14 protein-coding genes are annotated in these 12,772 nt (G+C 45.7%); 7 read left to right on the top strand and 7 right to left on the bottom strand.

Annotated elements, in window-relative coordinates; all coding sequences use genetic code 11:
• Positions 1-40 precede the first annotated feature (40 nt).
• Entirely contained in the window at positions 41-235 is a 195-nt protein-coding gene (locus AC0VZ9_RS24400) for a PspC domain-containing protein (RefSeq protein WP_009331860.1), read from the top strand.
• A 3-nt stretch (positions 236-238) separates the two neighbouring features.
• Positions 239-598 carry a phage holin family protein gene (locus AC0VZ9_RS24395; protein ID WP_009331859.1) on the top strand — a complete coding sequence of 120 codons (360 nt, stop codon included), beginning with the start codon at positions 239-241 and terminating at the stop codon, positions 596-598.
• Positions 599-637: 39 nt separating this feature from the next.
• Here AC0VZ9_RS24395 and AC0VZ9_RS24390 read toward each other — a convergent pair whose 3' ends face one another.
• From AC0VZ9_RS24390 to AC0VZ9_RS24360, 7 genes are all read right to left on the bottom strand, one after another.
• Positions 638-1,303 (bottom strand): N-acetylmuramoyl-L-alanine amidase, encoded by a 666-nt coding sequence (locus AC0VZ9_RS24390; RefSeq protein WP_251156259.1) that lies wholly within the window; start codon positions 1,301-1,303, stop codon positions 638-640.
• Positions 1,304-1,410: 107 nt separating this feature from the next.
• Entirely contained in the window at positions 1,411-2,142 is a 732-nt protein-coding gene (locus AC0VZ9_RS24385; protein ID WP_009331857.1) for a GntR family transcriptional regulator, read from the bottom strand.
• Positions 2,143-2,174: 32 nt separating this feature from the next.
• Positions 2,175-2,909, bottom strand: coding sequence for a glucosamine-6-phosphate deaminase (gene nagB, locus AC0VZ9_RS24380; RefSeq protein ID WP_251156260.1), 735 nt, complete (start codon positions 2,907-2,909; stop codon positions 2,175-2,177).
• On the bottom strand, positions 2,906-4,096 hold the full coding sequence (gene nagA / locus AC0VZ9_RS24375; RefSeq protein ID WP_009331855.1) for an N-acetylglucosamine-6-phosphate deacetylase: 1,191 nt from the start codon (positions 4,094-4,096) through the stop codon (positions 2,906-2,908). Before nagA ends, nagB begins: the two co-directional genes overlap by 4 nt.
• A gap of 186 nt (positions 4,097-4,282) precedes the next feature.
• On the bottom strand, positions 4,283-5,188 hold the full coding sequence (murQ, locus tag AC0VZ9_RS24370) for an N-acetylmuramic acid 6-phosphate etherase (protein WP_251156261.1): 906 nt from the start codon (positions 5,186-5,188) through the stop codon (positions 4,283-4,285).
• Positions 5,189-5,190: 2 nt separating this feature from the next.
• Positions 5,191-6,258 carry a DUF871 domain-containing protein gene (locus AC0VZ9_RS24365; protein ID WP_071156409.1) on the bottom strand — a complete coding sequence of 356 codons (1,068 nt, stop codon included), beginning with the start codon at positions 6,256-6,258 and terminating at the stop codon, positions 5,191-5,193.
• Between the two features lie 461 nt (positions 6,259-6,719).
• On the bottom strand, positions 6,720-8,102 hold the full coding sequence (locus AC0VZ9_RS24360) for a PTS transporter subunit EIIC (RefSeq protein ID WP_113883733.1): 1,383 nt from the start codon (positions 8,100-8,102) through the stop codon (positions 6,720-6,722).
• A 358-nt stretch (positions 8,103-8,460) separates the two neighbouring features.
• On the opposite strand from AC0VZ9_RS24360, the gene hprK reads away from it, so the two are divergent.
• The 5 genes from hprK (at position 8,461) to AC0VZ9_RS24335 (ending at position 12,663) form a co-directional block, all read left to right on the top strand.
• Entirely contained in the window at positions 8,461-9,396 is a 936-nt protein-coding gene (gene hprK, locus AC0VZ9_RS24355; RefSeq protein ID WP_009331851.1) for an HPr(Ser) kinase/phosphatase, read from the top strand.
• A 290-nt stretch (positions 9,397-9,686) separates the two neighbouring features.
• On the top strand, positions 9,687-10,511 hold the full coding sequence (gene lgt, locus AC0VZ9_RS24350) for a prolipoprotein diacylglyceryl transferase (RefSeq protein ID WP_009331850.1): 825 nt from the start codon (positions 9,687-9,689) through the stop codon (positions 10,509-10,511).
• A gap of 19 nt (positions 10,512-10,530) precedes the next feature.
• Positions 10,531-11,478 carry a nucleoside recognition domain-containing protein gene (locus AC0VZ9_RS24345; RefSeq protein WP_217026086.1) on the top strand — a complete coding sequence of 316 codons (948 nt, stop codon included), beginning with the start codon at positions 10,531-10,533 and terminating at the stop codon, positions 11,476-11,478.
• Entirely contained in the window at positions 11,468-12,115 is a 648-nt protein-coding gene (gene ppaX / locus AC0VZ9_RS24340) for a pyrophosphatase PpaX (protein WP_009331848.1), read from the top strand. The genes AC0VZ9_RS24345 and ppaX overlap by 11 nt, the downstream gene beginning before the upstream one ends.
• Positions 12,112-12,663: an acyltransferase gene (locus AC0VZ9_RS24335; RefSeq protein WP_009331847.1), complete on the top strand. Its 552-nt coding sequence runs from the start codon at positions 12,112-12,114 to the stop codon at positions 12,661-12,663. The genes ppaX and AC0VZ9_RS24335 overlap by 4 nt, the downstream gene beginning before the upstream one ends.
• Positions 12,664-12,772: the final 109 nt, after the last annotated feature.

Genomic DNA, 12,772 nt, shown 5'->3' with positions numbered 1-12,772 from the left:
GGCAAGGGGCTTTCGCTTTTCTTGATAGGAGGGATACTTTGTGAATAAATTGGTTCGCTCCCGCAGCAACCGGAAATTAGCGGGGGTATTGGGCGGCTTATCAAAATCGATCGGTATAGATCCTACCGTACTCAGGGTGATTTTCATTGTTTTATTATTTACAACAGGCGTTTTTCCAATGACACTCATTTATGCTCTGCTTGTGTTCTTGCTTCCTAATGAAGAGGTGCTGTAGAAAATGAGATGGATTCTGGGAATTTTGATTAATGCGGTCCTATTTGTAGCGATCGCCGGTTTTTTTAAGGATTCGTTTTACTTATCGGGATTTGGGGCTGCCATCGGTGCCAGCTTCATGCTTTCCATCCTGAACATTCTCGTGAAACCAATCCTGATTATATTAACTCTGCCAGTCACTGTTTTAACGCTCGGTCTGTTTTTGTTCGTCATCAATGCTGTTACATTAATGATTACAGATGGCTTTATGGGGGATTCTTTTGAAATTGACGGGTTTGGCACAGCGATTCTTGTGTCTGTGATTATGTCAATTGTTAATCTGATCATTCAAAAAGCGATCCTCGAACCGGCAAGGGAAAAGTAAATGCGTTAAAAAGCCAGCATCCGTGATGCTGGCTTTTTTCTATTCAATGATGGTGGCATTAAAGCCGTCCCTCTTCAGACTCCCGGCAAGTTTCTCGGCAAGCTGCTTTTCTGAAAATGCAACTTGAACTTTATATTGTTTGATTTTATCATTCTTTCTCAAGCCGTATTGTTCGGCGATTGCTTTTACTATGGCTTGTGCACAGCGTTTTCGATAGAGAGGGGTCCGGAGAAGGGAAGCTTCTTCTTTATTGGTCATAAACCCGCATTCCACAAGTACAGCAGTCATTTTTGTCTCACGAAGAACCTGGAAATCAGCTGTTTTGACTCCCCGGTCCCGCAAGCCTGTAGAACTGATTAAGTTTCGCTGTATCTTTTGGGCTAATGCCAGCGCTTCCCGAGGTTTTGAAGGGTAGACATATGTCTCAATTCCGCCTGCACTGTTCCATCCGCCTGTTCCGTAAGCATTGGCATGGATGGACACATAGCAGTCCGCGTTTTGTTTATTTGCCAGCTCGGTCCTTTCGGCAAGCGGCACGTCCCGTACATCCGAGTGTGCAAAGGAAACCACTGTGGTTTGATAGCTTTCCAGCATCTCCTTTGCTAGTTCGGCAACAGCCCGATTGAATTCATATTCTCTCATTCCGTTAGGGCTCCGTTTGCCGGAGGTGCTGTATCCATGCCCGGCATCCAGTATGATTTTCATCTAATCGCTCCTTTCAATAAAAAATATTCTCATGTATATAATATGGACAAACCTTCCAAAAGGACATGGTAAAATGAAAATAGGAGAAAACCCTGATGGGCTTTCTCCTATTTTGCGGCGCGCTGCATCGTATGAACAAATTTATAGCGGTCTGCGCGGTATGCTGATTTGACAAGCTCAAAAGGCGTGCCATCCTCTAAAAAGGAAGTTCGGACAATAAGCAGTACAGGCGATCCGGATTCGACCTGCAAGTGGTTTACTTCCGTTTCCTTAGCGATGGAAGCTTCAATTTGCTGGGTTGCTTCACTGATGGTCAGGGACAATTTTTCTTCAATATGCTGGTAAAGGGACTTGTTGATGATTTCTTCTGTAAGCCCTTTAACGAGATTAGCAGGCAGGCAGGTAGTTTCCAGCGCCATTGGCAGATTATCTGCCATACGCACCCGTTTAATTTCATAAACAGGTGTGTTTTCTTTTATATCAAGCTTTCTCGCCAGCTGCGGCTCGGCCGGGATGATTTCAAATGAAATCAGACGGCTGCTCGGCACCATGCCGCGCTCTTTCATATCTTCAGTAAAGCTGGTCAATCCCTGAAGCTTTTGTTCGACCTTCTGCTTGTTGACGAAAGTTCCGCGCCCTTTTTGCCTGTATAGATAGCCATCATTGACAAGGTTGTTTAATGCCTGTCTGACTGTCATGCGGCTAATCTGGTATTGCTCAGAATACTCGCGCTCAGAAGGGATTGCTTCATCAGGCTTTAATTTGCCGCTTTCTATTAATTGTTTAATATACTCTTCCAATTGGTGATATATCGGGATGGGTGATTGCTTATCGATCATGGGAATTCTCCTATCACTATTAGTAGTGCTCATCAATCCTTACTGACAAGACTAAGTGCTTCTTCATCGGCTATGATTGTCACATTCTCATGAAGCTTCAAAGCTGATGCGGGGAACTGTTCATCAGGTTCTCCATAAACCAGTTGCCTGATAGCTTCTGCCTTGGCTGAACCTGAAGCGAGCAGGATGATTTCCCGGCTATCAAGAATCGAAGCGATTCCCATAGTAATCGCTTGGGCTGGAACGTCTTCAATAGAATTGAAAAACCTTGCGTTCGCCTTACGTGTACTTTCAGCCAGGTCCACGACATGCGTACGGCTTTGAAAAGACGTGCCGGGTTCATTGAAGCCGATATGTCCATTGCGTCCAATTCCCAGCAGCTGCAGATCGATATCTGCCAGATCCTTGATCAGCTGCTCATACCGTTCGCATTCCTGTGGCATATCTTCTGCTGCTCCTTTTGGAAGGTGAGTGTTTTCCAGCCGGATGTCCAGATGATCAAATAGTTCACTATTCATGAAATGCCTGTAGCTATTAGGGTCGAAAGGAGGCAGGCCGATATATTCGTCCAAATTAATCGTCGTGATTTTATCATAAGAAGTGCCATTTTTTTGATGATCTTTAATCAGTTCAGCATAAACTCCTTTTGGTGTGCTGCCGGTTGCAAGCCCTAATGTCAGATCCGGCTGCTGCCGGATTTTTTCAATCATCATCTGGGCAGCTTTTTGGCTCATATCGTTATAATTGGCTGTTCGAATGATTTTCAAGGTCTTTTCACCTCGCGTTCAAAGGCTTTGACGCCTCTGCAGAAAGTCATGGCAACCTCAAGGTTCTCATCGAGTACAACCAGGTCGGCATCCTTTCCTTCCGAAATGCTGCCTTTCCGGTCAAATATATTGAGCTGTCTGGCCGGGTTGCTGCTTGCAAGCTGGACAGCTTCAGACAGCTGAATATCAGTAAAATCAATCATATTTTTAATGGAATCTTTCATTTTCAAAATACTTCCAGCCAGTGTGCCGTCAGCAAGCAGTGCCTGGCCATTTTCAACCTTTACATCCTGTCCGCCAAGATCATAATGGCCATTTTTCAGGCATTTTGCTCTCATGGAATCGGTTATCAGGATCATTCCATCCGGGCCCTTGGCGTTTAGTGCAAGCTTGATCATTTCAGGCCGGACATGGATTCCATCAGCAATCATTTCAACTATCAATTCTTTGAATAAAAGCGAAGCGCCGGCTACTCCAGGTTCACGGTGATGCATGCCTCTCATTCCGTTAAAAAGGTGAGTCACCTGCTTAGCTCCCGCCTGAACAGCTTTCTCCATTTCTGTAAAAAGGGCATCGCTATGGCCGATTGAGGGGACAACACCGTTTTCACTCAAGTAGCGGATAAATTCATAGCCATTTGCTTTCTCAGGTGCAAGTGTAATCAGCTTGATGGTTCCATTTGCTGCTTCCTGCCAGCGCTTAAAAAGTTCAATATCAGGCTCGAGTATATGATCCTTCGGCTGGGCTCCGCCTCTTGCTTCGTTAATAAACGGGCCCTCCAGGTGGATTCCGATTACTTCCGCCTGGCCAGGAGTATTTTGTTCTTTTTGAAAGTGGGCTGCATTGATCAGCGCGCCTTCTATTTTTTCCTTTTCCTGTGTGATAGTCGTGGCCAGGAAGCTGGTGGTCCCTTCTTCAGGCAGCACGCTGGCCATCGTGTTAAGTGCTTCAAATGTTGCATCCATTGTATCGGCACCGCCAGCGCCGTGAATGTGAACATCAATAAACCCCGGACTGATTGTATGCTCAGGGGAAAGTTCTATGATTTCTGTATCCTGGCCGATGGCAGGAAGCTCCTCCAAAGTTCCAGTTTTTAAGATTCGGTCTTTCTCTATTAGAATAAACCCTTGATCAATCATGCTGTTTTCCAGAATAATTCTAGCGTTTTTCAGTAATAGACGGCTCATTTTAGTTCATCTCCGTTTGAATGATACTTTTATTATAAAAGGTTTGTGTTTAGATGTCTATACCAGTTGGGATAATTAACTCTATCTGGTGTTTTGGTCTATACAACTAAAATAGGATAGAAGGCGGGTGGACGCTTTCTATCCTATTAATTTGAGTTTTAAGGGAATTTCATACAATATATCTGATTATTTAGTATGATATTCCGCAATGGCTTCCCGTAAATAACCATTATGCTTTTTCAGAAGCCTGGCGGCTGCTTCACCTTTTAATCCTGTTAAAATTTGAAGAATCGCAGCCTTTGTATTATGGTTTTGTTCTTTGAGAGCGGCCTGGGCTTCTTCATCAGATGCACCTGTGGCCATTTTGACGATATTTTCAGCACGTTTAAACAGCTTCTCATTTGTCATCTGCACATCCACCATCAGATTGCCGTATACTTTTCCGAGTTTGATCATGGAAGCTGTTGTTAACATGTTCAGGACGAGCTTTTGTGCAGTGCCTGCTTTCATTCTTGTAGAGCCTGTAACAACTTCGGGCCCTGTGATAGGTGCTATCGTATATTTTGCAATTCTCCCCATTTCGGAGTCTTTAGTGCAGGCAACAGCAACAGTAACAGCACCGACTTCATTTCCATATTGAAGAGCACCGATCGTATACGGCGTACGGCCGCTCGCTGCAATGCCGACAAGCACATCCTTGTCCGACAATTGAATATCTGCGACATCCTGGCGTCCCTGTTCACTGTCATCCTCGGCGCCTTCAACTGCCTCGGTCATGGCTTCTTTGCCGCCGGCAATAATGCCGACAACCATTTCCGGGTCCGTTCCATAAGTGGGCGGACATTCTGAAGCATCGATAATGCCAAGGCGTCCTGAGGTGCCTGCACCAACGTAAATCAAGCGCCCTCCTTTTTTAAAACTATCCGTAATTTCATCCACCACTTTTACAATGTGAGGAATTTCTCTTGCAATGGCATTTGGAACAATCGCATCTTCCTGGTTTATGATTGTAATAATTTCTTCGGTTGTCATTAAATCTACTTCCATTGTTTTAGGGTTTCGCTGCTCGGTATTTAGCTTTGTAATATTCATTGTTAATCCCTCACTATTAATTGAAATTTAGTTCCTGCCTTGATCTGGTCAAGGAGTGGCAGATCCTCATCCATAACTCTTGCGATCACATTCACGCGTTCATCCCGGGGGAGATCTGCTAAAGTAATCTGCATCTCGCCTGCGTAGCGGCCGTATAGGATATTATCAACTGTGACACTCCCTTTTTTACGTTCCAGCTGGTTCATAGGTTCCCATTTATTTGATCCCTGGCCAGCATATGACCTTGATTCCACTGACCTTACAACATCCCGGGCAGGATCCATCCGATTTGTATGAGGTTTATTAAAAAGCTCCTCATAGGTTTGTCCGCCAATTAGCTCGATTCGAAGAGGCACAGTAGCATTGGCGATTTTCGCCAGTTGTGCAAGAGTCCCGTCTTTTACTGAATGATCACCGATCAGCACCTTGTCTGTATAGCAGCTGTTCATCAATTCAGCCGCCGCCGCAGCGGGTGGATAGCCCCGGTGCTTCTCAAGAGTAGGAAGCCCTGCGAAAATGGGTCCGCGATGTTCAGCGTCACCAGGCGCAAACGCCATGGTGGTTATCCCCATGCTTTTAAGGAACCGATTTCGCTCTATAAAAAAGTCTTTATCCAAACCCGTTTCAGGCCGCGGATAAAAATTATGCCAGGCTTCAACATTATGGGCGTTTAATCCCGCTTCCATCCACTCCTGCAGTTCTGCAGCAGAGATAGTGCTCGCATTGATTCCAAGTTTCATTTTTTTAGAGAGTTCTACAATCTGTTCAGAAGTAAAGCCGTAGTCTGCCCGGATTCCGGAGAGACCCCATTCAAGAAGAGTATCGAGCGTTCCCCAGTCCAATCCTAGATGGTCCAATGACTGAGGGGAAACGTCGGCGAGGAGTTCCATTTGATGCTGCTTTGCAAGAGCACCGAGGTTCTGCAGCAGTTGTTTATATGTGCTGTGGTCATCTTCGGGAATATGGAGGGAAGTGAAGATGGATGTGAAGCCGTGAGAAGCCGCCCGCTCAATCCATTTTGCATTTTGAAGCTGGCGCTCCTCTGATAGATAAACTGATATTCCAAGCATCATAGTCACCTCTATAAGTCTGAATTTTTCAAAAATGCGAGTTCATAAGTAAAGAAGGAGGAATACTCCTCCTTCTCCTAAATTAGAAAATATAAAATCTTGAATATAGATAACTGTCTAGCTCCAGCGCCTACCCCCTCGAGGTCACAAGGGCTCCTATGGACTCGGGGCATAAGCCGTTTCCTTTCAGAAGGAAGAACGCCTACTTACAGAAACCGTCTTATGCCTGTCGTCCCTGGGCTGTCACCTCCACATTCTGGCAATCCTCCCAAAAAGGCAAAGAGCGCCTTTCCGTGAGGCTCGTCTTGTGCTTGAGGCCCCCAGGATAAGGAAGGCCTCGTCAGCATAAACATCGCACGACCGAAAGCGACAGCTTTTGGGAGGAGGGGGGCATGCAGACTGCCACAGGACGTGGCGTTGGTTAGTCTGCGTTCCTCTGTGGACAAAGCGCTTCCGCTTTTCTATATGTTTTTAGCCATTTCCTCTTTGAATCCGAACATCCATGTGAATAAGAAGCCAAACGCATAGGCAATTAAAAGGCCGATCAGATACAGTACGATTTGATTTGTGTGAACGAGGAAGGCAAGCGGTATGCCGGAAACCCCGATGGCTACTGTAGCAATCTTGAAGAACGCCTGGAAAGCACCGCCCACAGCAGCTCCTAGACATGCTGTTAAGAAAGGACGTCCCAGCGGCAGTGTCACCCCGAAAATAAGCGGTTCACCAATACCGAGCATTCCAACCGGAAGTCCGCCTTTAATCACTTTCTTCAGACGGGCATTTTTTGTTTTGAAGTAGATGGCGAATGCCGCACCTACTTGGCCGGCGCCTCCCATTGCAAGAATCGGCAGGAGCGGATCGTCACCGATTGAGTTAATCAATTCCATATGAACTGGAGTTAAACCTTGATGCAGCCCAGTTACAACAAGCGGAAGGAAGGTTCCGGCAAGTACTAAGCCAGCCAGGATGCCGCCAACATCCAGAACGCCAAGGAGACCTTTTGTGATAATGTCAGAAAGGAATCCGCCAACAGGCTGCAGGACAAAGAATGTCGCAAAGCCTGTAATTAATAATGCCAGTGTCGGTGTTACAATAATATCAATTGCTGATGGAACGACTTTGCGGATTCTTTTTTCCAAAAAGGCCACAAGCGCAGCAGCGAGCATGACTCCAATCAAGCCGCCCCGGCCTGGCACCAATGCTTCACCGAAAAGAGTTATATTGGCAAGGCCGGGATTGATTAATAGAATACCGGCTGCACCGCCCAGAGCAGGAGACCCTCCAAACTCCTTCGCTGTGTTAATACCTACAAACACGCCCAGGTAACCGAATAAACCCCAGCCAATCAAATCAAGCATTTGAACGAGTGTGGATTCCGGATCTCCGCCTGATTTGATGATTACATTATTGATCCCTGCAATCAAACCGGAAGCAACGATAGCTGGAATCAGCGGGATAAAGATACTTGCAATTTTTCTTAAAAATAACTTGAAAGGAGTAGCGTTTTTCTCATTGAGTCCGGCTTTCGTCCGGGCTGCCAGTCCTTCCAATGAAGTGTCAATCTCTTCATCATCATCATCAACGGATGAAACATTTTTGCCTGTCATCCTGGAAACTTCGTCAGCTACCTTGGTGACGATCCCGGGTCCGAGGATGATTTGGAGTGTTTCTGCTTCCACCACACCCATAACGCCATCAATATCCTTGATGCCATTCAGGTTGACTTTGCTTTCATCGACCGGCTTCACGCGAAGGCGGGTCATGCAGGAGGCCAGTTCCGCGATATTGCCGGTGCCGCCCAACTGCTCCGTAATCTCTTTCGCCAAGCGTTCTTCTTTACGCATGAGTTTTTCCCCCTCTTTTTTTAAAAATGAATGAACGTAATAAAAGCTAAAAAATGTAAATGAATTCGCTTACATAATCATATTACCAAGGTTTAGTATAGTTGTCTATACCATCTGAATATTTTTACAAAAAGCATATCATCATATTTATACGCAGAATATCCCTGAAAATTGTCCCTGTCGAGAAGGATTAAGCATATGGGCCTAGTGTTAATTTTGTAAAAATCGTTTTCAGAAATTTGGTTCTGCGTTAAAAAGTGCTAAAATAGAGTGAAACTTCAGAGTGAATTTTTTAGAAATTATAAGTTACATATAAAGAGATCATCCAGAAGTGCCAGCATTAAAGGAGGAACCTATTTTGGTAAAAGTGCGCACAAAAGATATTATAGAAAAATTTGGGCTCGAATTGATTGCCGGAGAGGAAGGCATTAACCGGCCGATTACGACGAGTGATATTTCCCGTCCGGGCCTGGAGATGGCTGGTTATTTTGATTACTATCCGGCTGAACGTATTCAATTGGTCGGGAAAACCGAGCTGTCTTTCGTTGAAAAGTTAAATAATTCCGAGCGGGAGATCCGGCTTGAACGCCTCTGTACAGATATTACACCCGGCATAATCGTCACAAGAGGACTGGATATACCTGACGAACTGATTGAAGCGGCAGAGAGAGAATCGGTTCCGCTGCTGCGCTCCAAACAGAAAACGACCCGTTTTTCCAGTTTGCTGACAAACTTTTTGGAAAGCAAGCTTGCTCCAACTACTGCTGTACACGGCGTCCTTGTCGATATTTATGGGGTAGGTGTACTGATAACTGGAAAAAGCGGAGTTGGTAAGAGCGAGACGGCGCTTGAGCTTGTTAAGCGGGGACACCGCCTTGTTGCGGATGACTGCGTGGAGATCAGGCAGGAAGATGAAGATTACCTGGTCGGAAACTCACCGGAATTGATTGAACATCTGCTTGAAATCCGCGGCCTCGGCATTATCAATGTCATGACCCTGTTTGGTGCTGGAGCAGTCCGCAGCTATAAGAAAATCTCTGTGGTCATGAATTTGGAGCTGTGGGATCCGAAAAAGCAGTACGACCGTCTTGGCCTTGATGAAGAAAAGATGAAAATCATCGATACAGAAGTTACAAAGCTGACCATTCCGGTAAGACCCGGACGAAACCTGGCTGTCATCATTGAAGTGGCTGCCATGAATTTCCGATTAAAAAGAATGGGGATGAATGCAGCGGAACAGTTCACGAACCGCCTGTCGGATGTGATTGAGGACGGAGACCATGATGATCGTTAAAGAGGGCAAAACACTTTCAATCAAACGTTTGATTGAAAGCTGATAAGCCTGACTAGCTTAGGATCTATAGCGCTTGTGGCAAAAACCACCCCAGAGGTGCTTGCGCTTTTCTTGCAATAATAGAATTTATATCTTTGAACTTAGATAACTGTCTAGCTCCAGGCGCCATCGGCTCTCGGGTCTATGCCAATCCGTCACAAAGGTTAAAAACAGCCTTTAGGCCGGCTTGTCTTATGCTTGCCGCCGATGAGCGGGCGCCTTGCGCTTTTCGATGAGAAGGAGAAGTGATCATGGAAAAAAATATTCAGCCGTTAGATCCGATTGCCATATCCCTTGGGCCGATTCAGGTCCACTGGTACGGACTGATTATCGGTGTTGGCATTGCACTGGCACTCATTATCGCGATGAGAGAAGGGGAGAGAAGGGGACTCCCTAAAGATATTTTTGCCGATTTGATGCTGTGGGCTATTCCCATTGCGATTATTTCCGCAAGAATCTATTACGTTATTTTTCAATGGGATTTTTACTCGCAGAATCCGGGTGAAATCATTAAAATTTGGAATGGCGGAATTGCCATTCATGGAGCTTTGATTGGTTCTGTCATCACAGCTTATGTTTTTGCAAAGAAAAGGAAGATATCGTTCTGGAAGCTGGCTGATATTGCAGCGCCAAGCATCATCTTAGGGCAGGCAATCGGGCGCTGGGGCAACTTCATGAACCAGGAGGCTCATGGCAGGGAAGTCAGCCGGGCATTCCTGGAAAATATGTATTTGCCTGAATTTATCGTTGACCAGATGTATATTAACGGTGCCTATTATCATCCGACGTTTTTATATGAATCAATCTGGAATATCATCGGATTTATCATCCTTATATTATTAAGAAGAGCAAACTTAAGGCGCGGGGAACTTTTCCTCTCGTATGTAATCTGGTATTCGATCGGCCGTTTCTTCGTAGAAGGCCTGCGGACCGACAGCCTGATGCTTACTGAGAATTTAAGGATTGCTCAGACGATATCCATCGTTCTTATTATTGGTGCGCTAGTCCTGATTTTTTATAGAAGAGCAGAGGGTCTTGCCAAAGCTCGTTATTTGGATAAAGCCGAGGGGAAATAACGGACAGGGGAGAGTAGAGATGCTGGTTGAATCTTGCAAACGGGGGCTGATGGCCGGCTTAAAGACAACATGGACACTCGGGAAAGTCATATTCCCGGTCACGCTGATTGTGGCACTGCTTCAGCATACGCCAGTGCTTCCATGGGTAATCAAGCTGATCACGCCCCTTATGAATCTGATTGGGCTGTCAGGAGATGCAGCCATACCGCTTGTATTGGGGAACTTCTTAAATTTGTATGCGGGGATTGGAGCCATTTTAACACTCGATCTCTCGGTTAAAGAAGTATTTATTATTGCCGTCATGCTGTCTTTTTCACATAATATGCTGATTGAAACCGGAGTGGCATTGAAGGTCGGCGTTAAGCTTTGGGTCGTTCTGGCAGTACGCATCGGACTGGCGCTTTTAAGCGCAATTGTCATCAACCTTGTTTGGCAGGGAGGATCCGAAACTGCTAAGTACGGATTTATTCCGGCAAAAGAAGAGCAGGTATCCGGTGCATTGCCCATCCTGCTGGATGCACTGCAGACTGCATTGCTCGGTATTCTCCAGCTTGCCATCATCGTTATTCCACTGATGATAATTATTCAAATCTTAAAAGATAAGCAATGGCTTGCTGTTTTTTCAAAATGGATGGCGCCTGTGACCAGGGCACTTGGAATGAAAGAAAATACGTCTACAACTCTTGCAGCCGGCTTGCTGATTGGCCTTGCCTATGGGGCGGGCGTCATGATTCAGGCAGTAGAGGAAGATGGCGTCAGTAAACGAGATGTAACGATCGCATTTATTTTCCTCGTTGCCTGCCACGCAGTCGTTGAAGATACTTTGATTTTTGTGCCGCTTGGCATTCCGGTATTACCGCTTCTGCTGATTCGCCTGGGTGTGGCAATTATCCTGACATTGGCAGTGGCAGCGATCTGGAAGCGTGCTGATCTGGCAAAAAGAAAGGAAGCAACATATGAGCATTAACACACTATTATTTGACTTAGATGGAACATTGATCGACACAAACGAATTGATTATTTCCTCATTTTTGCATACGCTGGGAAAATATTATCCAGACCGCTATCAGCGGGAAGATGTTCTCCCATTCATGGGGCCGACCCTGCATGAAACATTCGAGTCCATCAACCCGGAAAAAGTGGAGGAGATGATCTCGGTTTACAGGGAGTACAATATTAAGAACCACGACGTGCTTGTGAAGGAATTTGCTGGCGTATTTGAAACGGTTCGGACTTTAAAAGAATCGGGATATAAACTGGGCATTGTTACGACAAAAGTTTCCAATGTAGTTGAAAAGGGCTTAAAGCTGACAAAGCTTGACCAGTTTTTCGACGTGGTTGTTACGCTCGACCACGTGGATAAGCCAAAGCCCGATCCGGAGCCAATCTTGAAGGCATTAAGCCTGCTGGATGCGAAGCCGGAAGAAGCTATTATGGTCGGCGATAATTCGCACGATATCGATGGAGGAAAAAACGCCGGCACAAAAACGGCTGGTGTTGCCTGGACAGCGAAAGGCCGTGATTTCCTCGCGGGCTTTGAACCGGATTATATGCTGGACAATATGGCTGACCTGCTCGATATTCTTGAGGCAGAAAACCAATGAGAAAAACGGAGCGTTTTCCGGTAGAGGGAGGCAATTCTCTCTGGCATGTGTATAAAACGGTTCCGTTCTTGAAGGTGGTCAAAAACTTTATTGTGATCCAGCTTGCGCGCTACACGCCATTTCTGGGTATGAAAAATTGGCTCTATCGTAATCTCCTGAGAATGAAGGTGGGGGATCAGACATCATTCGCACTCATGGTTATGCTGGACGTCATGTTCCCGGAAAAAATAAGTGTCGGCCGCAACACGGTCATTGGATATAACACTACGATCCTTGCCCATGAATATTTGATTAAGGAATATCGCCTCGGCAGGGTTAAAATTGGCAGTGAAGTCATGATTGGCGCCAATTCAACCATTCTTCCCGGCGTCACGATCGGAGATGGTGCGATTGTTTCAGCTGGAACGCTTGTTCATAAAGATGTCCCGTCTGGCGCTTTTGTTGGCGGCAACCCGATGCGTGTCATCTATACAAAGGAAGAACTTGCCGCACGCTGGGCGGATGATCCGATATATGGCATTAATAAAGACCAAACTCCGTTAGCTTAGGCTGGCGGGGTTTTTTTATTATTGTGTGAGATGTTGGATAGATTCCAAAAGATGCTCGATATATTTAGATGCAAGTCTTTAACTCAAATAACCTTTCCAAAAAAGTACA

It is taken from the genome of Cytobacillus sp. QJM3NY_8, assembly GCF_056173585.1.
Note: the sequence above shows the minus strand (reverse complement) of the source record. Positions and strands in the feature narration are given on the sequence as shown.